This window comes from Faecalibacillus intestinalis (genome assembly GCF_003024685.1).
Lineage (GTDB): Bacteria > Bacillota_I > Bacilli_A > Erysipelotrichales > Coprobacillaceae > Faecalibacillus > Faecalibacillus intestinalis.
On the sequence record NZ_PYLQ01000003.1, the window covers coordinates 187,753 to 209,761 of the forward strand.

25 protein-coding genes are annotated in these 22,009 nt (G+C 30.9%); all 25 read left to right on the plus strand.

Features of this window, described 5'->3' with window-relative positions:
• The first annotated feature begins 6 nt into the window (after nucleotides 1-6).
• A complete protein-coding gene (gene pcp, locus C7U54_RS03975; protein WP_022002525.1) occupies nucleotides 7-651 on the plus strand; it encodes a pyroglutamyl-peptidase I in 645 nt (214 codons plus the stop codon).
• Nucleotides 652-779: 128 nt separating this feature from the next.
• The gene (locus C7U54_RS03980) at nucleotides 780-1,715 is read left to right on the plus strand and encodes a GTP 3',8-cyclase MoaA (protein ID WP_022002524.1); all 936 of its coding nucleotides are present in this window, start codon (nucleotides 780-782) and stop codon (nucleotides 1,713-1,715) included.
• A 1-nt stretch (nucleotide 1,716) separates the two neighbouring features.
• A complete protein-coding gene (gene moaC / locus C7U54_RS03985) occupies nucleotides 1,717-2,196 on the plus strand; it encodes a cyclic pyranopterin monophosphate synthase MoaC (protein WP_107029392.1) in 480 nt (159 codons plus the stop codon).
• Nucleotides 2,181-3,122 (plus strand): MOSC domain-containing protein, encoded by a 942-nt coding sequence (locus C7U54_RS03990; RefSeq protein WP_022002522.1) that lies wholly within the window; start codon nucleotides 2,181-2,183, stop codon nucleotides 3,120-3,122. Before moaC ends, C7U54_RS03990 begins: the two co-directional genes overlap by 16 nt.
• The gene (gene modB / locus C7U54_RS03995) at nucleotides 3,097-3,792 is read left to right on the plus strand and encodes a molybdate ABC transporter permease subunit (RefSeq protein ID WP_241522565.1); all 696 of its coding nucleotides are present in this window, start codon (nucleotides 3,097-3,099) and stop codon (nucleotides 3,790-3,792) included. The genes C7U54_RS03990 and modB overlap by 26 nt, the downstream gene beginning before the upstream one ends.
• On the plus strand, nucleotides 3,793-4,440 hold the full coding sequence (locus C7U54_RS04000) for an ATP-binding cassette domain-containing protein (protein WP_107029393.1): 648 nt from the start codon (nucleotides 3,793-3,795) through the stop codon (nucleotides 4,438-4,440). It abuts the gene before it with no gap.
• A complete protein-coding gene (modA, locus tag C7U54_RS04005; protein ID WP_107029394.1) occupies nucleotides 4,437-5,216 on the plus strand; it encodes a molybdate ABC transporter substrate-binding protein in 780 nt (259 codons plus the stop codon). Before C7U54_RS04000 ends, modA begins: the two co-directional genes overlap by 4 nt.
• 1 nt (nucleotide 5,217) lies before the next feature.
• Entirely contained in the window at nucleotides 5,218-6,234 is a 1,017-nt protein-coding gene (locus tag C7U54_RS04010) for a molybdopterin-binding protein (RefSeq protein ID WP_107029413.1), read from the plus strand.
• A gap of 2 nt (nucleotides 6,235-6,236) precedes the next feature.
• The gene (locus tag C7U54_RS04015; RefSeq protein WP_107029395.1) at nucleotides 6,237-6,587 is read left to right on the plus strand and encodes a winged helix-turn-helix domain-containing protein; all 351 of its coding nucleotides are present in this window, start codon (nucleotides 6,237-6,239) and stop codon (nucleotides 6,585-6,587) included.
• Nucleotides 6,580-6,810, plus strand: coding sequence for a DUF3343 domain-containing protein (locus C7U54_RS04020; protein ID WP_048923032.1), 231 nt, complete (start codon nucleotides 6,580-6,582; stop codon nucleotides 6,808-6,810). Before C7U54_RS04015 ends, C7U54_RS04020 begins: the two co-directional genes overlap by 8 nt.
• Nucleotides 6,811-7,830: a selenide, water dikinase SelD gene (gene selD / locus C7U54_RS04025; RefSeq protein WP_107029397.1), complete on the plus strand. Its 1,020-nt coding sequence runs from the start codon at nucleotides 6,811-6,813 to the stop codon at nucleotides 7,828-7,830.
• Between the two features lie 9 nt (nucleotides 7,831-7,839).
• Nucleotides 7,840-8,409, plus strand: coding sequence for a sulfurtransferase-like selenium metabolism protein YedF (gene yedF, locus C7U54_RS04030; RefSeq protein ID WP_193448603.1), 570 nt, complete (start codon nucleotides 7,840-7,842; stop codon nucleotides 8,407-8,409).
• 7 nt (nucleotides 8,410-8,416) lie between these two features.
• Nucleotides 8,417-9,226 carry a selenium-dependent molybdenum cofactor biosynthesis protein YqeB gene (yqeB, locus tag C7U54_RS04035; protein ID WP_107029399.1) on the plus strand — a complete coding sequence of 270 codons (810 nt, stop codon included), beginning with the start codon at nucleotides 8,417-8,419 and terminating at the stop codon, nucleotides 9,224-9,226.
• On the plus strand, nucleotides 9,213-10,337 hold the full coding sequence (locus C7U54_RS04040; RefSeq protein ID WP_107029400.1) for an aminotransferase class V-fold PLP-dependent enzyme: 1,125 nt from the start codon (nucleotides 9,213-9,215) through the stop codon (nucleotides 10,335-10,337). Before yqeB ends, C7U54_RS04040 begins: the two co-directional genes overlap by 14 nt.
• Nucleotides 10,327-11,712 carry a selenium cofactor biosynthesis protein YqeC gene (gene yqeC / locus C7U54_RS04045; protein ID WP_107029401.1) on the plus strand — a complete coding sequence of 462 codons (1,386 nt, stop codon included), beginning with the start codon at nucleotides 10,327-10,329 and terminating at the stop codon, nucleotides 11,710-11,712. The genes C7U54_RS04040 and yqeC overlap by 11 nt, the downstream gene beginning before the upstream one ends.
• 113 nt (nucleotides 11,713-11,825) lie before the next feature.
• Entirely contained in the window at nucleotides 11,826-13,220 is a 1,395-nt protein-coding gene (locus tag C7U54_RS04050) for a uracil-xanthine permease family protein (RefSeq protein WP_107029402.1), read from the plus strand.
• 13 nt (nucleotides 13,221-13,233) lie between these two features.
• On the plus strand, nucleotides 13,234-14,031 hold the full coding sequence (locus tag C7U54_RS04055) for an FAD binding domain-containing protein (RefSeq protein ID WP_107029403.1): 798 nt from the start codon (nucleotides 13,234-13,236) through the stop codon (nucleotides 14,029-14,031).
• A complete protein-coding gene (locus C7U54_RS04060) occupies nucleotides 14,021-14,488 on the plus strand; it encodes a (2Fe-2S)-binding protein (protein ID WP_107029404.1) in 468 nt (155 codons plus the stop codon). Before C7U54_RS04055 ends, C7U54_RS04060 begins: the two co-directional genes overlap by 11 nt.
• Nucleotides 14,488-16,770, plus strand: a complete 2,283-nt coding sequence (locus C7U54_RS04065; RefSeq protein ID WP_107029405.1) for a xanthine dehydrogenase family protein molybdopterin-binding subunit — start codon at nucleotides 14,488-14,490, stop codon at nucleotides 16,768-16,770. Before C7U54_RS04060 ends, C7U54_RS04065 begins: the two co-directional genes overlap by 1 nt.
• Nucleotides 16,770-17,363, plus strand: a complete 594-nt coding sequence (locus C7U54_RS04070; RefSeq protein ID WP_107029406.1) for a nucleotidyltransferase family protein — start codon at nucleotides 16,770-16,772, stop codon at nucleotides 17,361-17,363. The genes C7U54_RS04065 and C7U54_RS04070 overlap by 1 nt, the downstream gene beginning before the upstream one ends.
• A complete protein-coding gene (locus C7U54_RS04075) occupies nucleotides 17,356-17,781 on the plus strand; it encodes a GNAT family N-acetyltransferase (protein ID WP_107029407.1) in 426 nt (141 codons plus the stop codon). Before C7U54_RS04070 ends, C7U54_RS04075 begins: the two co-directional genes overlap by 8 nt.
• Before the next feature lie 66 nt (nucleotides 17,782-17,847).
• Nucleotides 17,848-18,516 carry a response regulator transcription factor gene (locus tag C7U54_RS04080; protein WP_022002504.1) on the plus strand — a complete coding sequence of 223 codons (669 nt, stop codon included), beginning with the start codon at nucleotides 17,848-17,850 and terminating at the stop codon, nucleotides 18,514-18,516.
• Nucleotides 18,513-20,459: a HAMP domain-containing sensor histidine kinase gene (locus tag C7U54_RS04085; RefSeq protein WP_107029408.1), complete on the plus strand. Its 1,947-nt coding sequence runs from the start codon at nucleotides 18,513-18,515 to the stop codon at nucleotides 20,457-20,459. Before C7U54_RS04080 ends, C7U54_RS04085 begins: the two co-directional genes overlap by 4 nt.
• Before the next feature lie 123 nt (nucleotides 20,460-20,582).
• Nucleotides 20,583-21,245, plus strand: coding sequence for an adenylate kinase (locus tag C7U54_RS04090; protein ID WP_107029409.1), 663 nt, complete (start codon nucleotides 20,583-20,585; stop codon nucleotides 21,243-21,245).
• Between the two features lie 98 nt (nucleotides 21,246-21,343).
• Nucleotides 21,344-22,009, plus strand: a 666-nt coding sequence (locus C7U54_RS04095) for a family 4 glycosyl hydrolase (protein WP_455737472.1), incomplete at its 3' end; no start/stop codon positions are given.

Sequence of the window (22,009 nt, forward strand, 5' to 3'; positions counted from 1 at the left end):
AATGAAATGAAATTATTATTAACTGCATTTGATCCTTTTGGAGGAGAAAAAATCAATCCAGCTTTAGAAGCTGTTAAACGTGTTCAAGACAAAATTGGTGATCTTGAAATCGTTAAATTAGAAGTACCAACTGTTTTCTATAAATCAATTGATACAGTTACAAATGCTATTGAAAAAGAACATCCTGATGTCGTTTTATGTATTGGACAAGCAGGTGGAAGATTTGACATAACACCAGAAAGAGTTGCTATCAATATTAATGATGCACGAATTCCTGATAATGAAGGCAATCAACCATTAAGTGGACCAATCTTTGAAGATGGAGAAAATGCTTATTTTTCATCTTTACCAATCAAAGCGATGGTTGCTGAAATTAGAAAAGCAGATATTCCTGCAAGTGTTTCCAATTCGGCAGGAACTTTTGTATGTAATCATCTAATGTATGGCGTTCTTTATACAATTGCTAAAAAATATCCATCAATGTGTGGTGGATTTATGCATGTACCATTTATTACAAGCCAAGTTGTTAATCGTCCAACGAATACACCAAGTTTATCACTTGATACAATTGTTAAAGGAATTGAAGCTGCTTGTAAAGCAATTGCTGAAAATACAGAAGATATTGTTGCTATTGAAGGGCATACACATTAGTTATCAAAAACTAGGGTTAGAAATAATTCTAGTTTTTTTATTTTGTCTAAAATATTTTGTTGAAATTTGTAAGATAATCTATTAAATTATTTATAGGGTTATTCTCATTTGAAAATAACGGAGGGCTTATGTTAGATTCGTATCAAAGAAAAATAGATTATATGCGTATTTCCATTACAGATCGTTGTCATTTTCAATGTGCTTATTGTAAAAGTGATCATCCACAAAAATTAAAACATCAAGATATTTTATCTTATGAACAATTATTACTCATTGTCGACCAAGCTATCCAATTAGGAATTAATAAATTTAAAATTACAGGTGGGGAACCAACAATTAGAAAAGATTATCTTTTCTTTATTAAAGAATTAAAGAAAAGAGAGGTAGAAGTAACTTTAACGACGAATGGTTCTTTATTTACTAAAAAAGATTTAGATTGTTTGAAAGAAATAGGAATAGATGGTATTAATTTTTCAATAGATACACTAGATTTAAGAGAATATTTTTTATTGACGCAACAAGATTGTTTGGAAACAGTTTTAGATAATTTGTTTTATGCTTATCAACTTAAAATTCCTGTAAAAATTAATTGTGTGATGGATGATACTTTTCATTTAAAGCGTTTGAATGATCTAATGGATTTGATTAAAGATAAAAAAATTGCAGTGCGTTTTATTGAACTCATGCCTTTAAATAGAGAACAACGAAATCAAAAAATAAAAGATGTTATAAAGTATTTAAAGGAATATCCAATTCAAGAATATCTAGATAAATTAGGAAATGGCCCAGCACATTATTATACGATAGAAGGTTATGCTGGTTATATTGGTTTTATTGAAGCATTACATTATAAGTTTTGCCACCAATGTAATCGTCTTCGTTTAACAAGTACAGGAAAGATCAAGCCATGTTTGTTCTATGAAGAAATGTATGATTTGAAGCCATATCTTAATAATGAAAAACAATTGCGTTTACATCTTGAAAAAGCAATTAAATTAAAACCAAAAGAACATCATTTCGAAGAAAATATTTCTTATACAAGAATGAATGAAATAGGAGGATAATATGGATTTTACACACTTTGATGAAAATGGAAATGCTATTATGGTGGATGTGTCTTCCAAAGACACCACTCAAAGAAGTGCTATTGCTTATGGTGAAATATATGTTGGTAAAAAAATACTTGAGAAAATTGAAAATCATCAAATGAAAAAAGGTGATGTTCTTTCAGTGGCAAGAATTGCTGGAATTATGGCAGTAAAGAAAACGAGTGAGATTATTCCTTTATGTCATCCTTTACTTTTAAGCAAGATTACAGTGGACTTTAATATTAATCATGAAAAAGAAGTGATTGAGACTTATTGTAAAGTTACATGTCTAGGAAAGACTGGGGTTGAAATGGAAGCACTTCATGGCGTGAGTGCAACCTTACTTACGGTTTATGATATGTCGAAGGCTGTTAGTAAAGAAATGGAAATTAAAAATATTCATTTAGTTAGTAAAAGTGGTGGAAAGAGTGGTGATTTTAAGTGGCAGGAAAAGTAAAAGCAATCTGTTTAAGTAAAAAAAAAGGTACAGCAAAAATACCTGTTGAAAAAATCGAAGTTATTGAAAATTATGGTTTTAAAAATGATGCACATGCGGGTTCTTGGCATCGTCAGGTTTCCTTGTTATCTTATGAAACAAGAGAAGCATTTAAACAAATGGGTTCTACTGTTGAAGATGGTTCTTTTGGTGAAAATTTACTTATTTCAGGAATTGATTTTAATGCAATTGAAGTAGGAACCTGTCTTAAAATAGGTGATGTTATCCTTGAAATTACTCAACTTGGAAAAAGCTGTCATAATCACTGTGCCATTTATCATCAAGTAGGAAAATGTATTATGCCCACAAACGGCTTATTTTCACGTGTTTTAAAAGGAGGAACGATTCAATTGAATGATTCAGTTGAAGTTTTAAAAGAAAAAGACAAACGTTTACGTGTGGCAATTTTAACACTTTCTGATAAAGGCAGTCAGGGCTTAAGAGAAGATTTAAGTGGACCGTACATCCAAGATTATTTTAAAGAAAGAGGCTATTATGTCACTTCTTATGAAATCCTTCCTGACGAACAAGCTTTAATTGAACAAGCATTGATTAATTTGTCAGATCGTTGTCATAATGATTTGATTATTACTACTGGTGGAACAGGGTTAAGTATGCGAGATGTCACACCAGAAGCCACACTAAAAGTAGCAACACGAAATGTACCGGGTATTAGTGAAGCAATTCGCTATGAATCAATGAAATATACTAATCGTGCCATGCTTTCAAGAGGCGTATCTATTTTAAGAAATCAAACATTGATTATTAATTTGCCAGGAAGTTTAAAAGCTGTTAAAGAAAGTTTAGATATTATTATTGATCCTTTAAAACATGGGTTAGAAATTTTAAAAGGAGAGGCACATGATTGTGCTCGAAACGATGGTTGATTTATCACCTCTTTATGTTTCTTTAAAAACAGCAATTATTACAATTATCATTACTTTCTTTTTAGGTTTATTTCTTGCAAAATGGACATTGAATCGAAAACATGATTTAACGAAAATTATTTTAGATGGTATTTTTACCATGCCTCTTGTTTTACCACCAACCGTTATGGGATTTTTCTTACTAATGATCTTTGGGGTTAATCAACCGATTGGAAAACTTTTCTTCTATGTTTTTCATTATAAAATTGCTTTTAGTTTTTCAGCAACAGTTATTGCTGCTGTCGTGATTTCTTTTCCTCTAATGTATCGTAGTGCCAAAGCCGCCATGGAACAAGTAAATCATGATTTGATTGATGCAGGAAGAACACTGGGAATGTCAGAAAAGCGCATTTTCTTTACAGTCATTTTACCTGAAGCTATGCCAGGTATTATTAGTGGGGGTGTTCTATCTTTTGCAAGAGGTTTAGGGGAATTTGGAGCAACGGCTATGCTTGCAGGAAATATAGTTGGAAAAACAAGAACTTTACCTTTAGCGGTCTATAGTGAAGTTATGTCAGGAAATTACGATAATGCAGGTGTTTATGTTTTTATTATCGCTGTTATTTGCTTAATAGCTGTTGTTGGTGTCAATATTTATCAATACTCTCTTAAGAAAAAAAGGAGTTTTTAGATGAAATTAGAAGTTGTAATTTTTAAAAAGTTGGCAGAATACGACTTAGATGTATGTTTTGAAAGTCATGAAGACCGACTTGGCTTAATGGGACCAAGTGGAAGCGGTAAGAGTATGGTTTTAAAATGTATTGCTGGAATTATAACACCTGATGCAGGACGTATTGTTTTAGATGATGAAGTTTTATTTGACAGCAATTTAAAAATTAATATTTCCCCACAAAAAAGAAAAATAGGATATATGTTTCAAAATTACGCATTATTTGATCATATGAATGTTTATCAAAACATTGCTGCGCCTTTAAAAGCACATCATGAAGATAAACAAGTGATTAAAGAAAAAGTGCAACAAATCATGGAAGACTTTCAAATAGATGATTTACAAAAAAGATATCCTCGTCAATTAAGTGGGGGACAAAAGCAACGTGTAGCTTTAGCACGGTTACTTGTTTATGATACAAAGCTTGTTTTATTAGATGAACCTTTTAGTGCTTTAGACGAAACATTGAAAGAACAGTTACTTAATGAAACAAAGAAAAAACTTATTGAGTATCAAAAAAAATGTCTGTTTGTAACACATAGTCCAAAGGAAATAGAAATGATGTGTGGTAATAAATTAAAAATAAAAAGGGGGAGATTGGAAAAATGAAAAAGTTATTAAGTTTAATGTGTAGTTTATTAATAATTGTTACTTTATGTGGTTGTTCCTCAACTCAAGATCAACAAGAAGAAGTAACATTAACACTTGCTGCTGCAGCAAGTTTGGAAAATGTGTTTGAAGATAAACTTATTCCTGAATTTGAAAAAGAAAATCCAAGTATCAAAGTTCAAGGAGTTTATGATTCAAGTGGTAAATTACAAATTCAAATTGAACAAGGTTTAAAAGTAGATGTTTTCTTTTCAGCAGCAACAAAACAAATGGATGCTCTAGTTGATGAAAAATACATCAATAAAAAGGATGTTGTTGATTTATTAGAAAATAAACTTGTTTTAATTACTGGTAAACAAACAACAACAGAAGTAAAAGATTTTGCTGATATTGCAAAAGCAGAAACAATTGCTATTGGTGATCCTGAAGTTGTACCTGCTGGTCAATATGCAAAAATGGCATTAACTCATTTAGGATTATATGATGCTTTAACTTCAAAATATAGTTTAGGGGGAAACGTTACTGAAGTGTTAAACTGGGTTGCTTCTTCTTCAAGTGAAGTAGGTATTGTTTATTCAACGGATGCTAAAAGCAGTAAAGATGTAAAAGTTCTTGCAACATGTGAAAATAGTTTATTAGATGAACCTGTTATTTACCCAGTTGCAAAACTTGCTCAAACAAAACATAGTGATGAAACTGAAAAATTCATAAAATTCATTCAAAAGAAATCTTCTTTAAAACAATTTGAAAATTACGGGTTTACTGTTAATAAATAATATGAAAGAAATTAAAACAGAAGATGCTATTGGCAGTGTTCTCTGCCATGACATCACAGAAATTGTAAAAGATAAAAGAAAAGGCCCTCGTTTTAAGAAAGGCCATATTATTAAAGAAGAAGATATTGAAGTATTATTGAATTTAGGAAAAGAACACCTATATGTTTTTGAAAAAGATGAAACAATGATGCATGAAAATGATGCAGCTGAAATATTATGTAATCTTTGTTTCAATGAATATATGAAAAAAAGCGCTATTAGTGAAGGAAAGATTGAAATTACAAGTACGATTGATGGATTGTTTAAAGTAAATCGAGAAGAACTTTTTAAGGTCAATTCTTTTGGACAAATGATGATTGCGACAAGACAAGGTAATGTACCTGTAAAAAAAGGGGATAAACTTGCAGGCATGCGTATTATTCCACTTGTTATTGAAAAAGAAAAGATGCAACAAATCCAAGAAATAGTTCAAAAACCTATTTTAAAAATCATGCCTTATCAAATAAAAACAGCAGGAATTATTACCACAGGTTCAGAGGTTTATAAAGGGAGAATTAAAGATACATTTACGCCAGTCATCGTAGAAAAATTAAAAGAATACGGGGTAGAAGTTACTTACCATAGTTTATCATTAGATGATCATGAAATGACAACTAGTAAAATCAATGAAGCCTTAAAACAAGGAGTGGATCTTGTTTTATGCACAGGAGGAATGTCTGTTGATCCTGATGATAAAACGCCACTGGCGATAAAAAATACAGGTGCAAAAATTATAAGCTATGGGGCACCTGTTCTTCCTGGAGCAATGTTTTTATTAAGTTATAAAGGAGATGTTCCAATTGTGGGATTACCAGGATGTGTCATGTATTCACGTCGAACAATTTTTGATGTTGTTTTACCAAGACTTCTTGCTAAAGATTTAATTACCAGTGATGAACTTGCCTTGCTTGGTGAAGGAGGACTTTGTTTAAATTGTCCTATTTGCACTTTTCCAAATTGTGGACTTTCAAAAGGATAAAAATGACTTATAAAAATCCACAGAAATTTGATTTAAAGATTCGTCTTTATAACCAAGAAAAAAGCTTTGGTAAAGGTGTTTATGAACTGATGAAAAAAACACAAAGTTTTGGTTCCTTAACAGGAGCTTACAAAGCTATGAAAATGTCAAATTCAAAGGCATGGAAAATTTTAAAAAGAGCGGAAGAGGATTTAGACATGCCTCTTATTGAACGTATTAGTGGTGGTAAAGATGGTGGTGGTAGTAAACTTACTCAAGAAGGCGAAGAATTGTTAGAAAAGTATGAAAAATTTATTCAAGAAATGAATGAATATGCAGGTGCTCGGTTTAAGGAGATTTTTGAAGATGAATAAACAGGAATATTTAATTATTACTTTTCATTCATTAGATGATGCAATGGATTTAGATGCTAAACAAACATCTTCTATGAAAGGACGCTTAATTCCTAAACCATCTGTTATTGATGCAGGATGTGGCATGTGTTTTTCTTGTCAAAATAAAGAAATGGAAAAGTGGAAGATTTTTCTTGAAGAAAATCAAATTCATTATGAAAAAATAGTAAAGGTTGTGTTTTAAATGAAAGAAAAACTTTATTGTAAAAGTGGTGGCTGTAGTGCTAAATTAGGCGCTAAAAAATTAACTCATATTTTAGAAAAAATCGATAAATATCCCAATTCTAATTTACTTGTTGGCTTTGATAGTCATGATGATGCCTCTGTTTATCAAGTAAATGAACATCAAGCCATTGTTTCAACACTTGATTTCTTTCCACCAATGGTAGAAGATCCTTATTTATTTGGACAAATTGCAGCAACGAATGCTTTAAGTGATGTTTATGCTATGGGTGGAACTCCTTTGACAGCTTTAAATATTGTTTGTTTTAACGATCAAGATGATTTAAATATTTTAGGAAAAATCATTGAAGGTGGAAATGATAAACTAAAAGAAGCAAAAGTTGTTTTATCAGGAGGACATTCCATCAAAGATGAATCAACAAAATATGGCTTAAGTGTTACAGGAATAGTAGATCCAAATAAAATGATTCAAAATAATGGCGTACAAGTGGGAGATACATTAATTCTTACTAAAAAACTAGGAGTAGGTTTGGCATTAAATGCTTATCGTTTAAATGATGCGCGTCAAGAAATACTTGATGAGGTTTTTAAGAGTATGACAACACTTAATAAATATGCATTCGATGTTTTAAACAAATATTCACTTCATGCTTTAACAGATGTCACAGGTTTTGGTTTACTTGTTCATTTAGATGAAATGCTAGATGAAAAGGCAAGTGCATTTTTAAACAAGGAAAGTATTCCCTATTTTAAGGATTGCCCTTATTATGTTAATGAATTTTATTTAAGTGGAGGCGGACAGCATAATCGTAATGCTATGAAAAATAAAGTTTGTTTTGACGAGGAAAACTTTGTTTTAGAAGAAATTCTTTATGATCCACAAACAAGTGGAGGACTTCTTGCCAGTGTTGCAAGTAAAGATATAGAAAATATTTTAAATGATTTTAACCAAGCAGGACTTGCTTGTTATGTGATTGGTAAAATTGTTGAAAAAGATCAATTTAATATTTATGTACGTTAGGAGATTATTATGGAAATTTTAGATGCTCGAGGACTTGAATGTCCATTACCAGTTGTTAAAACAAAGGAATTATTAAAAGAAATTGATAAAGTAAAAGTACTTGTTGATAATGAGATTGCGATTGAAAATTTAACAAAATTTGCAGGAGTAAGACATTATCAAATTGTTACAGGTGATGACGGAGATGCTTTTTATGCAATTATTGCTAAAGAAGGTATTGATGAAGAATTAGATTTTAATGAAAAAAGTGGAGATGTTGTTGTTATTTCAAGTGAAACAATGGGAAATAATGAAGAACTTGGTGCTATTTTAATGAAATCATTTATTTTTGCACTTACAAAACAAGATCAGTTACCTAAAGGAATGATTTTTTATAATGAAGGTATTTTTCTTACTACAAATGAGGGAGATATTTTAAATGATTTAAAATATCTTGAAAGTCAAGGTGTTGATATTGTAAGTTGTGGAACATGTCTCGATTTCTTTAAACGTAAAGAGTTATTACAAGTAGGAACTGTTACAAATATGTATGATATTGTTGAAAGAATGGAGAAGGCTGAAAAAATTATTAAGCCATAAAAGATAAATGAAAGATTTAGTTATTGTAAGAGGTGGTGGCGATATTGCTACAGGGACCATTTATAAACTTTTTAAATGTGGATTTAAAGTCTTGATTTTAGAAATTGAAAAACCTAGTGCCATCCGAAGAAATGTTGCTTTTTGTGAAGCTATTTACGATACGCAAAAACAAGTAGAAGACGTCACTTGTTATCTAGCACATGACTATAATGAAGCAAAACAATTTTTAACGGAAAATAAAGTGACGTTATTGATTGATCCAGAGGCTAAAGCCATTGATTATTTCAAGCCAGAGGTTGTTGTTGATGCCATTCTTGCCAAAAAGAATTTAGGAACAACAAAAGAGATGGCTCCAATTACCATTGCTTTAGGTCCGGGATTTATGGCAGGTAAAGATGTTGATGTTGTTATTGAAACGATGCGAGGGCATAAACTTGGAAGAACGATTTATCAAGGAACTGCTTTAAAAAATACAGGTGTACCAGGAGTCATTAAAGGCTATGGAAAAGAACGTGTTATCCATTCTCCTAATGCAGGAACTGTAAAATATGTAAGGCATTTAACGGATATTGTTAAAAAAGGTGAAGTGATTGCTTACGTTGATCAAACACCGATTTATGCGACAATGGATGGATTACTTCGTGGCTTAATTAAAGAAGGTTTTGTAGTCACTCAAGGTTTTAAAATGGCAGATATTGATCCACGTGAAGATGAATATGAAAATTGTTTTACTATTTCTGATAAAGCACGCTGCATTGCTGGTGGAGTCATTGAGGCTATCTTTTATTTAAAAGGACATAGAAATGATTTATCTTGATCAAGCAGCAACCAGTTTTCCTAAAATTAAAGAAGTTCAAGATGCAGTAATTGATTGTATGAATCATTGTACCAATGCGAATCGTTCTACCAGTACGACAAGTTTAAATGCGAGTCGTTTGATTTATCAAACACGCAAACTTATTAAAGAATATTTTCATGTACCTCAAGATGGATGCGTGGTCTTAAATAGTGGAAATACAGAAAGTCTCAATACATGTATTAAAGGTATTCTCAAAAAAGGTGATCACGTGATTACGACCTACGCTGAACATAACAGTGTTTTAAGACCGCTTTATCAATTAGAAAAAGCAAATATTATTACCTTATCTATTACCTCACCTACAGTAGAGGGTATTAAAAAAAATCTTCAAAAAAATACAAAAATGATTATTGTAACACATAGTTCCAATGTGACGGGTGAAATTTATCCAATTGCTGAAATTGGAAAGTTAGCACACGAGCATGGTATTTTAATGATGAGTGATATTGCCCAAAGTGCGGGACATCTTCTCATTGATATGGAAAAGATGAATTTAGATATTTTATGTTTTAGTGGTCATAAAGGGTTGCTTGGAAATAGTGGAGTTGGTGGTTTTTGTTTGGCTCAATCTATAGAAGTAGAACCTTTAATAAGTGGTGGAACAGGAATGGACTCTTTTAATCATTTTCAAAGTGGTTACTACCCTGAACATGTTGAAGCGGGGACACGTAATATAACAGGAATTGCTTCTTTAAAGGCAGGTGTTTTTTATTTAATGAAATATCAAGATGAAAAATCAAAATACACAAATGAATTAGTTGAACTTTTATATGATGGTTTAAAAAATATTCCACAAGTTGTTTTGTATGGCGATTTTAAAGAAAGAACACCAATTCTTGCATTTAATATACAAGGAATGGATAGTTTTCAAGCGGCCGATCTTTTAAATAATAAATATGATATTGCAATTCGTTGCGGTACTCATTGTGCACCTTTGATGCATCAACATCTCAATACAGTGAAAAGTGGAATCGTAAGAGTATCACTTTCATTTATGAATACAAAAGAAGAAATACAATTTTTCATCAAAGCAATTAAAGAAATTAGTGAGGGTAATTATGATAATTAGTGTTATTGGTTCAGGTGGAAAGACAACAAAAATAAAACAGTTAAAAGATCAATACTTAAAAGAAGGTAAGACTGTTTTAATGACAACTTCTACTCATATGAAAATTGAAGAAAATACACTAGTCGATCCGAGTTATGAAGAAATTATAAATGAAATTAAAAAGCATGGTTACGTACATGCAGGTAGTAAAGCCAAAAATCAAAAAATTAAAGCTTTAGATGATGAAGTGTTAGAAAGATTAAAAAAAGAAATAGATGTAATTTTAATTGAAGCTGATGGTTCTCATGGATTACCTTTAAAATATCCAAGAAATAATGAACCTGTTGTAGACAAAGATAGTAATGAAATTATTTTAATTACTTCTTTAAAGGGACTTGGGAAACCTGTTCAAGATGTTGTTCATGGTTATCAAGAAATGAAAGTTGATGGAAATCAAAGAGTAGATAGTCTTTTTATTCAACAACTTATCAACATCTATTTAGAAAAAATTAAAAAATATAATGTTCCTATTAAAATTCAAGTAAACGGAGCAAGTTCACTTTATGAAAAAGCACTAGCTTCGTTATTAGAAAATCAAAAGGAAGTAACACTTATTAATGAAGAATGGTTTTTGCCACAACCGAAACTTGTTATTTTGGGTGCAGGACATGTGAGCCAATATGTAAGTAAACTTGCTTCTATGTTGGATTTCTATACGATTGTTATTGATGAAAGAAAAGAATTTGCATGTAAAGAATTATTTCCAGAAGCAAATGAAATTCATTGTGTTTCTTTTGATAAAGCTGATTCCTATTTTCCTAAGGAAGCAAATACATGTTATGTCATTGTGACAAGAGGACATAAAGATGATCGTTTGTGTTTAAAAAAGACACTTTTTCGACAAAGTCTTTATGTAGGAATGATTGGAAGCAAGAAGAAAGTTAGACAAACCTATGATGCTTTATTAGAAGAAGGGTATCAACAAGTTGAACTTGATAAAGTACATGCCCCTATTGGACTTTCAATAAAAGCGATAACTCCTGCAGAGATTGCTGTCAGTATCATGTCTGAAATTATAGCTATTAAAAATGAACATCAATATTCAAGCATGACAAGTGACTTATTAGAAGTACAAGGTGATGGTGTTTTATGTATTATTATCGATAAAAAAGGATCAACACCACGTACAGTTGGTAGTATGATGTTTATAAATGAAAAAGGAATTATTGGTTCTATTGGTGGGGGAAGAGAAGAATATCAAGCTATTTTAGATGCTAAGAATTGTCATGAGGTAATGATGAAACATTATGAATTAAATAATAGCGAAAGTGCTAATTTAGGAATGATTTGTGGAGGAAGTAATGATGTGTTATTTCTTCCTATAAAGCAGCATTAGCTGCTTTTTTTATGTCTATAAATCTATTTTTTTGTATTATCTTGATGAAAAAATAGAGTTATGCTACAATTTTCTTGTTTTTAGAAGGTTAATTTAAATATGAGGGAGAGAATATGGAGAAAAAAGAGTATACAAGTCCTTATGATTTTGAAGGGAAAATTCCTTTAAAACAGGCAATTATTTTAGGTTTACAACACGTTCTAGCAATGTTCGTTGGTAACTTAACACCCGTACTTATTATTACGGGAGCTTGTGCTGCAACGCATGATGCAGATGTATTTGCTGCAATTCAAGTTTCACTTTTACAAAATGCAATGCTTATTGCCGGTGTCGTTACTTTAGTGCAATTATTTTCAATAGGTCCTATTGGTGGGAAAGTCCCAATTATCATGGGAACAAGTTCAGGATTTATTGGCGTTTTCCAAAGTGTAGCTCATGTTATGGGTGGTGGTGTTTTAGGTTATGGTGCCATTATGGGAGCAAGTATTATTGGTGGTTTATTTGAAACGGTTTTAGGTTTTCTTTTAAAACCATTACGTCGTTTCTTTCCATCTGTTGTTACAGGAACAGTTGTTTTATCGATTGGTTTATCTTTAATTGGTGTTGGTGTTGCTTCTTTCGGGGGAGGAAGTAGTGCTAAAGATTATGGATCTGTAGAAAATCTTTTAATTGGTTTATTTGTTTTAGTTGTTATTTTAGCTTTTAAACATGGTACAAAAGGAATGCTAAGTAATTCGGCTGTTTTAATTGGAATTGTTTGTGGTTATGTTTTATGTATGATTTTACCATTGTTTATTTCAACAACAGGTGTTGCCAGTGATGGAACAGAGTTTGTTAAATCATGGGTTTTAAATTGGGATAAGGTGGCTCAAGCAAAATGGTTTGCTTTACCAAAACTCATGCCAGTAAAACCGGTTTTTGATTTAAGAGCAATCCTACCAGTTTTAATTATGTTTGTTGTTACAGCTGTTGAAACAGTTGGTGATATTTCTGGTGTTATGGAAGGTGGAATGTCAAGAGAAGCTACAGACCAAGAATTATCAGGTGGTGTTATCTGTGATGGTATTGGTTCATCTATTGCTGCTTTATTTGGTGTTTTACCAAATACATCTTTTTCACAAAATGTTGGGTTAGTAACAATGACTAAAATTGTCAATCGTTTTGCTTTAGCGTGTGGTGCGATTTTCCTAATTATTTGTGGGTTATTTCCTAAATTGGCGGCACTTGTTTCAATTATGCCTCAATCAGTATTAGGTGGAGCAGCAGTCATCATGTTTTCATCGATTGTTATGTCTGGTGTTCAATTGATTACCAAAGAACCCCTTACTGCTCGTTCAATGACAATTGTCTCAGTTGCTTTAGGATTAGGTTATGGTATAGGTGCAAATAGTGCAATTTTAGTGCAACTTCCACAAGCTATTCAAATGATTTGTGGAGAATCAGGAATTGTACCTGCTGCTTTTGTAGCAATTATTTTAAATATTTTATTACCAAAAGAAAAACAATAAAGGAGGGCTTTCTTTGTTATCGATTAGAAATTATGTGCGACCTCAAACAATTGAGGAAGCTTATGAATATGCAAAAAAACCGCTGAGTGTTGTTTTAGGTGGTATGTTATGGCTTAAAATGCAAAATAGAAATGTTAATTTTGCTATTGATTTATCTGATTTACATTTAGATCAAATTGAAGAAGTAGATGATGAAATACATATTGGTGCGATGGTTACTTTAAGAGAGCTTGAAACAAATGAACAATTAAACCATTTTACACAAGGAGCTATTAAAGAAAGCGTACGTCATATTGTCGGTGTTCAATTTAGAAACTTAGCGACAATTGGTGGATCTATTTACGGAAGGTTTGGTTTTTCTGATGTTTTAACACTTTTTATGGCGCTTGATTGTGAGGTAGAATTTTATCCAACTGGGCGGGTTTCTATCAAAGAATTTGCAAATATGAAATTTACAAAAGATATTCTTACAAAAGTTATTATTAAAAAAGTACCAACAAATGTGGTTTATTTATCACAAAGAAATATTTCAACAGATTTTCCTGTTTTAACCTGTGCTGTAAGTTGTATTGATCAACATTATACATGTATCATTGGAGCTAGACCTTTACATGCTGTAGCATTTAATGGAAATAGTTATTTTGAAACAGGTATTACTGAAGAAAATATTCAAAATTTTACAAAATGTGTTTTATCAGAATTAAAATTAGGAAGCAACTCAAGAGCATCTAAAGAATATCGTCAAAAGATTGCAAAAGTTTTAATAAAAAGAGCTTTTCTTCAATTAAAGGAGGATGTATATGGAAATTAAATTAACTTTAAATGGAGAAAGAATTGTACAAGATATAGAACCTGATTTATTACTTATTGATTTTGTGAGAAAAAATGGTTGCTATAGTGTTAAACGTGGTTGTGATACAAGTAATTGTGGATTATGTACGGTTTTATTAAATGATAAACCAGTGCTTTCATGCAGTGTTCTTGCAATGCGTGCAAATGGTGCAAAAGTAGTTACTTTAGAAGGATTGCAGGAAGAAGCAAAGCCACTTGCAACATTTATTGCTAGTCAAGGAGCTGAACAATGTGGTTTTTGTAATCCTGGATTTATGATGAATACACTTGCTTTATTAAAAGAAAATCCTCATCCAAGTGATGATGATATTAAAGAATTTTTAGCTGGAAATTTATGTCGTTGTTCAGGTTATGAAGGACAACTTAGAGGAATAAAAAATTACCTAAACTATCTTGAAGAAAAGGGGAATGAATAATGGCTTATAAACATATTGAAAAACCGGTCATGAAAAAAGATGCGATGAATCTTTTGCTTGGTAAACCTGTTTATGTAGATGACATAACAAGTCAAGACTGTTTAGTTGTTAAAGTGTTAAGATCACCACATGCTCATGCTTTGATTGAAGAAATTGATGTTTCTAAAGCTCAAAAAATCCCAGGTATTGAAGCTGTTTATACGTATAAAGATGTTCCTCAAAAACGTTTTACCATGGCAGGTCAAACGTCTCCAGAACCAAGTCCTTATGATCGTTTAATTTTAGATCAAAGAGTTCGTTTTGTAGGAGATGCTGTTGCTATTGTTGCTGGTATTAATGAAAAGGTTGTTGATCGTGCTTTAAAAATTATTAAAGTAAAATATCAAGTTTTAACACCTGTTCTTGATTTTACGAAAGCAAAAGATAATAGCATCTTAGTTCATCCTGAAGAAAATTGGAAAGCTTTATGTCCAGTAGGCGCTGATAATCAAAGAAATCTTGTGGCAACAGATTCTTCAAGTCAAGGTGATTTAGAAAAAGTGTTTGCTTCTTGTGATCAAGTCATTGAAAGAACCTATCATACAAGAGCAAACCAACAAGCAATGATGGAAACTTTTAGAACGTATTGTGAAATTGATCCTTATGGAAGACTTCATGTTATTTCTTCCACTCAAATTGTTTTCCATTGTCGAAGAATTCTTGCTAACGCATTAGATATTCCTCAATCGAAAATTCGTGTTGAAAAACCAAGAATTGGAGGAGGATTTGGGGCTAAACAAACTGTTGTAGCTGAAGTTTATCCTGCTTTTGTAACATGGATGACAAAGAAACCTTCTAAAATGATTTATAGTCGTAAAGAATCACAAATTGCTTCTACACCGCGTCATGAAATGCAAGTGACTGTTAAATTAGGAGCAATGAATGATGGAACAATTCGAGCAATGGACGTTTATACTCTTTCAAATAGTGGTGCTTTTGGTGAACATGGACCAACAACAGTAGGGTTATCGGGACATAAATCGATTCCACTTTATACAAATAATCTAGAAGCCTTTAAATTTTCTTATGATGTTGTTTATACCAATTGTCAAGCGGCTGGTGCCTATCGTGGCTATGGCGCTACGCAAGGACTTTTTGCGGTAGAATCGATTGTTAGCGAAATGGCAGGCATTTTAGGTATTGATCCTGTGGCTATTCGAGAAAAGAATATGGTTAGACAAGGTCAAACAATGGGGGCTTATTATAATGAGGTTGCTCAAGCATGTACACTAGACAAATGTATGGATCATGCTAAAAAACTTTTTGATTGGGAAAACAAATCAAAGGTACGCGTCTTAGAAAACGGTAAAATTAGAAGTGCTGGAGTAGCCATGGCCATGCAAGGATCTGGTATTTCAGGGGTTGATGTGGGTTCTGCTACATTAAAACTTGAAGACGATGGTTATTATACACTTCATATAGGCGCAGCCGATATGGGAACAGGTTGTGACACCATTCTTGCACAAATGGCAGCTGAGTGTTTAGACTGTGATGTTGATCATATTGTTGTCTTTGGGGCAGATACAGATATTTCACCTTATGATTCAGGTTCTTATGCTTCTTCAACAACTTATGTAACAGGAAAGGCAGTAGAGCAAGCTTGTGAAAAATTAAAAAATAATTTATGTGATCTTGCTTTACAAACATTCCATTGTGAAAAAGAAGATGTTGAATTCACCTCACAAGGTGTTAAAAATTTAAAGACAAACGAACTTTTAACTTTAAAGGAGATTGCTTTAAAAGCAATGTGTGGAAATAATATTGAAACACAAGTTACAGTTACACATTCATCTCCAGTTTCACCACCACCTTATATGGTAGGGATGGTTGAAATTGAACTTGATAAAGAAACAGGACAAGTTGATATTCTTGATTATGTTGCTGTTGTCGATTGCGGTACTGTTATTAATACAAATTTAGCACGTGTTCAAACAGAAGGTGGCTTAGTTCAAGGAATTGGTATGGCTCTTTATGAAGATGTTCAATATACAAAACGTGGAGCTATTCCTGAAAACTCTTTTATGCAATATAAAATTCCTACACGTTTGGATATGGGAAAAATTAGAGTTGAATTTGAAAGTAGCTATGAACCAACTGGTCCATTTGGTGCAAAATCGATAGGTGAAATTGTTATTAATACACCATCTCCTGCAATTGCCAATGCTATCTATCGAGCAACAGGTAAATATCTAAAGGATCTTCCAATGACTCCTGAAAAAATCTTAATGGCAATTGATGAGTAATGAAAACATATATTATTTATTTAGCGGCTGGAAATAGTCGTCGTTTTAAGGAAGATAAGTTACATGCGCTTTTTAAAGGAAAAGAGCTTTATCTTTATGGAATTGATACTTTGAAACAATTATTAAAATATCGTAATGATATAGAAATTATTATTGTCTCTAATACAATTGATATACAAGAAGAATGTATCTATAGCTATAAAAGTCCTTTAAGTGAAAGAGGAATTTCTTATTCTATTAAAGCTGCTTTAAACCATATCAATCAAAAAGATGACTATCAAATGATGTTTATGGTTGCAGATCAACCTTATCTTTCTTATCAAACACTCAATAAGATGATTGATATATTTAATCAATCATCTTATTCTATATGTTCTTTAATGTTTAAAGATAGAGTTGGAAATCCGGTAATTTTTTCTAAAGACTATTTCAATGAGTTATATTCTTTAAAAGAAGATCAAGGAGGACGAACGATTGTTAATAAATATCCTCAAGAATGTTTTTATTTTATAATTGAAAATGAAAAAGAACTTTATGATATTGATTATCAAAGTGATTTACAAAAACTTATAAAGGAAGAGGAATATGATTGAAAACGCTAAGTCAGAAGATAAAGAAGAAATCTATAATTTGATTTGTATTTTAGAAAATAAAGAAATTAATAAAGAACACTTTGATTGTGTTTTTGAAAATTCTTTAAAAGATGAAGATATTATTTTTTTAGTTTATCGAGATAAAAAAATTGAAGGATTTCTAAGCTTTAAAATACATCATTATTTACATCATGACCATGATACAGGTGAAATTGTAGAACTGGTTGTTTTTCCAGAAAAAAGAAATTTGAAAATTGGTAAACAATTGATTGAAAAAATTGAAGAAATTGCAAGGAATAAAAATCTTGAACAAATTGAACTTTCTACTTCCACTTATCGTAAAGGTGCGCATCGCTTTTACGAAAGACAAGGCTATGAAAAATTACATTATAATTATACGAAAGCACTAGATGACTAACTGTCATCTTTTTTTCACATCTTTTACACATTATCATGCTACAATAAAGTTAAAGAGGTGGTAGTAATGTATAAAGCGTTGATGATTGAAGATCATAAAGAAGTAAGAGACTTTGTTAAAGAGTATTTTGATCATAAAGAAATAGAAGTTATAGAAGCTCAAAATGGTTATGAAGGATTAGCAATATTAGATGATACAATCGATATCATTTTACTTGACATCATGATGCCAGGAATTGATGGCTATGAAGTTTGTAAACAAATTAGAAGTCAATATAATACGCTCATCGTTTTTATAAGTGCTTTATCAGAAGATGAAAACCAATTAAAGGCTTATGAATATGGGGCAGATGATTATATTACTAAACCATTTAAACCTTCTTTGTTATATGCTAAATGTTTAGCGCTTTTAAAAAGAAATAAAAAAATTAAAACGAATCAACTTCAATCAGGAAAAGTGATTTTGGATTTAGATAAACATATTTTAGTGATTGAAGAAAATAATATTGCTTTAACAGATAAAGAATTTAAACTTCTTCGATACTTAATGGAAAATCAGGGAATTGTTTTATCAAGAGAAAAAATTTTAGATGCTTTATGGGGCTATGATTATTATGGTGATGGACGAGCAGTAGATACGTATATCAAACGTTTAAGGAAACGATTGGGAAAATATTCTTATTATATTCAAACTATTGTTAAAACTGGATATGTGTGGAAAGGAGAAGAATTATGAAAAGAATAAGAAGCATTCAGTTTAAGGTGTTTATTTGTTTGTTTATTTCTTTTATGGTGGTATTTGGATATATTGTAAAGACTAAATATGATCAAAGTTTTAATGAACTGGTTTACAATACTGATTACACGGCTTCAGATGATTATATTAATTTTTGCAATACTATAGATAGTAGAGGACCTCATCAAGTAGAATTAGATTTAGAAAAAATAAAAAAAGAATTAAGTAATTTACCTAAAGATAATATGACTGAAATCTGTCTTTTAGATGCTAAAGGAAAACTTATCAATCAATACGGATATAATAAAAAAGATCGATTACTTATTACCTCTGATTTATGTTCAGAAGGTGATAATTCAAACGATTATTATGATATAAATTACTATATTGACTTATCAGAATTATCAGATAAACAATATAAACTCTTAAAAGACACAATAAAAGATGTTGATGAAAAAGGTTATGATGATATTAATTTAAGTTTTGAAGGTCAAATAGAAGAATTACAAAATTTTAAAAAAACATCGACATTAATGTATAATGCCAAGAGCCGCTATTTTAAAGTCACACCAAGCTTTATTCATTATAATACGGATATTTTTGGAATGAAGCAAGGAAACTCAATTAGTGCGACGTTATATGCATATGTTGATGATGGAGATTATCATTTATCGTGGCATGGAGAAGTAGTCAATGACATAAAAAAAGTTTCAACATTGAAAATGAACCAGTTGACAAAAGATGCTATCGATAATCATTTTTCTAATATTTATGTAAGACTTGCTTCATTTTTAGATAAAGATACTATTACTTCAAAAGAAAATAGAAAAATGACAAATGAAATTGCCACATCTATTAAAGAAGGAACATTAACGTATGCAACGTTTACTAAACTTTTAGATGATTATTCTTATCAAGTATTACTTATGCCTTTATATAAATATCAAGGCTATACTGAGGGGCAAGAACATACACCAGAGGCTTTTATTGCAGTTTTCTATGATTTTCAAAGTGGAGGGAGAAATCAATTAAGAAATGATTTGTTTAAAGATAACTTTCCATTACTTTTAGGTGGTTTCTTATTTATCGTTTTATTTTCATATTTGATTTCTTATATGACAACAAAACGTATTAAAGAAATTGATCGTGTTGCAATGGAAATCACAAATAATAATTTTGAAGGCATTTTAGATACAAAAGGGAGTGATGAGTTATCAAGTCTTTCAAGTCATATTAATACAATGTCTTCTAACTTGAAAAGAAATATAGATGCATTGAATTTAGAAATAGATCAAGTGAAGAAGATGGAACAATTAAAGAAAGAATTTATTGCTCAATTTACTCATGAGATTAAAACACCTCTTGCTATTATTAATGGAAATATTGATTTATTAGAAAATGTCGAGAATATAGATAAAAAAGATAAGTATATAGAGGTTATCAATAAAGAAATTGCTGTTATTAATGATTTAGTATTACAAATGTTAGATTTATCAAAACTTGAAGCAAAGGCGATTACTTTAGATAAAAAAGAAATTGATTTAAGAGAGCTAAGTGAAGATATTATTGATGATTATGAACAATTATTAATGGATAAAAAATTAAAGATAGAAATACAAGGAGAAGGTGTTTTAATTGTAGGTGATAGAAAACGAATAGAAATGGTTATTCAAAATTATTTATCAAATGCAATCAAACATGCATTTATTAATAGTAAGATCAAAATTAAAATCAAAGAAAATGAATTTTCGATTGAAAATAAGGGAAAACAAATTGATGAAAATAGAATAGACACTATTTGGGAATCTTTTGTCAGTGATGATCAAAAAGGGACAGGTTTAGGTCTTGCAATCGTTAGAAATATTTTAGAACTTCATGAAATGAGTTATGGAGTTTATAATTTACAAGGCGGTGTAGAGTTTTATTTTAGATGGAAAAAATAAATGAAAACCCTTTCTTTTTAAAAGAGTTATAGAATCGTTAAAAAAGTCTTCTTTTTTTCATAAATTAGTTCCATTTAATGAAAAAAAAGCATATAATAGTCATTGCTTAAAGGAGAGATAGTAATGAATATAATTTTAATGGGTCCACCAGGTGCTGGTAAAGGAACTCAAGCTGCTAAATTGGTGGAAAAATATGGTTTAAAACAAATTTCTACAGGGGATTTATTTAGAAAAGCAATTAAAGAAGAAACAAAATTTGGTGTTATTGCTAAATATTTTATTTCTTTTGGTTATTTAGTACCAGATGATTTTACAATTCAAATGATTCAAGAATATTTAGAAGAAAATATTAACACTGAAGAATTTAAAAATGGTTTCATCTTAGATGGTTTCCCAAGAACAATCATTCAAGCTAGAAAATTAGCTGATATTTGTTCAATGTTCAATTTTAAAATTGATGCTGTAATCAACTTAGATATTCCTGAAGATGTATTAGTTAAACGTTTATCAGGAAGAAGAACTTGTGCTGATTGTGGTAAATCATATCATATCGTTTACAATCCACCTAAAAAAGAAGGTGTTTGTGACGCATGCGGTGGAGAATTAACACAACGTTCTGACGAAAGTGAAGAAGCAGTTCAAGTACGTATTGATACTTACAATAAACAAACAAAACCTTTAATTGATTACTACACAATGTTAGGTGAACTTACTAATGTTGACGGGAATCAATCAATGGATGAAGTTGCTGAAGAAATCTATAAAGTATTAGATAATTTAAAATAGAAGCTCACGCTTCTATTTTTTTTTCATAAAATGAAATAAGCTTTCTTGTATAGACCTCTATGTTATAATGAATATATCAAAAAATGGAGGATATAAAAATGAGTAAAAAACCCGTAAAAATTGTAACAATTGGTGGAGGAAGTAGTTATACACCAGAGTTAATGGAAGGATTTATTAAAAGATATGATGAACTTCCAATCAAGGAAATTTGGCTTGTCGATATTGAAGATGGGAAAGAAAAATTAGAAATCGTTGGTAAAATGGCACAACGTATGTGGGATGCTTCTCCTTATGATGTTAAAGTTCATCTAACATTAGATCGTCGAGAAGCATTAAAAGATGCAGATTTCGTTACAACTCAATTTAGAGTTGGTTTATTAAATGCTCGTATTAAAGACGAAAGAATTCCATTTAGCTATGGTATGTTAGGTCAAGAAACAAATGGTGCTGGAGGTATGTTTAAAGCTTTAAGAACGATTCCAGTTATTTTATCAATCGTTGAAGATATGAAAGAATTATGCCCAGATGCTTGGCTTGTTAACTTTACAAATCCATCAGGAATGGTTACAGAAGCAGTTATGAGATTTGGTAAATGGGATAAAGTCATTGGTTTATGTAATGTTCCTGTTGGAGCAATGCTTGATGAACCAAAAACAATTGGTAAAACATTAGATCAATTAACTTATAAATTTGCTGGATTAAACCATTTCCATTGGCATAAAGTTTATGATGAAAATGGTAAAGAAGTGACTAAAGATATCATT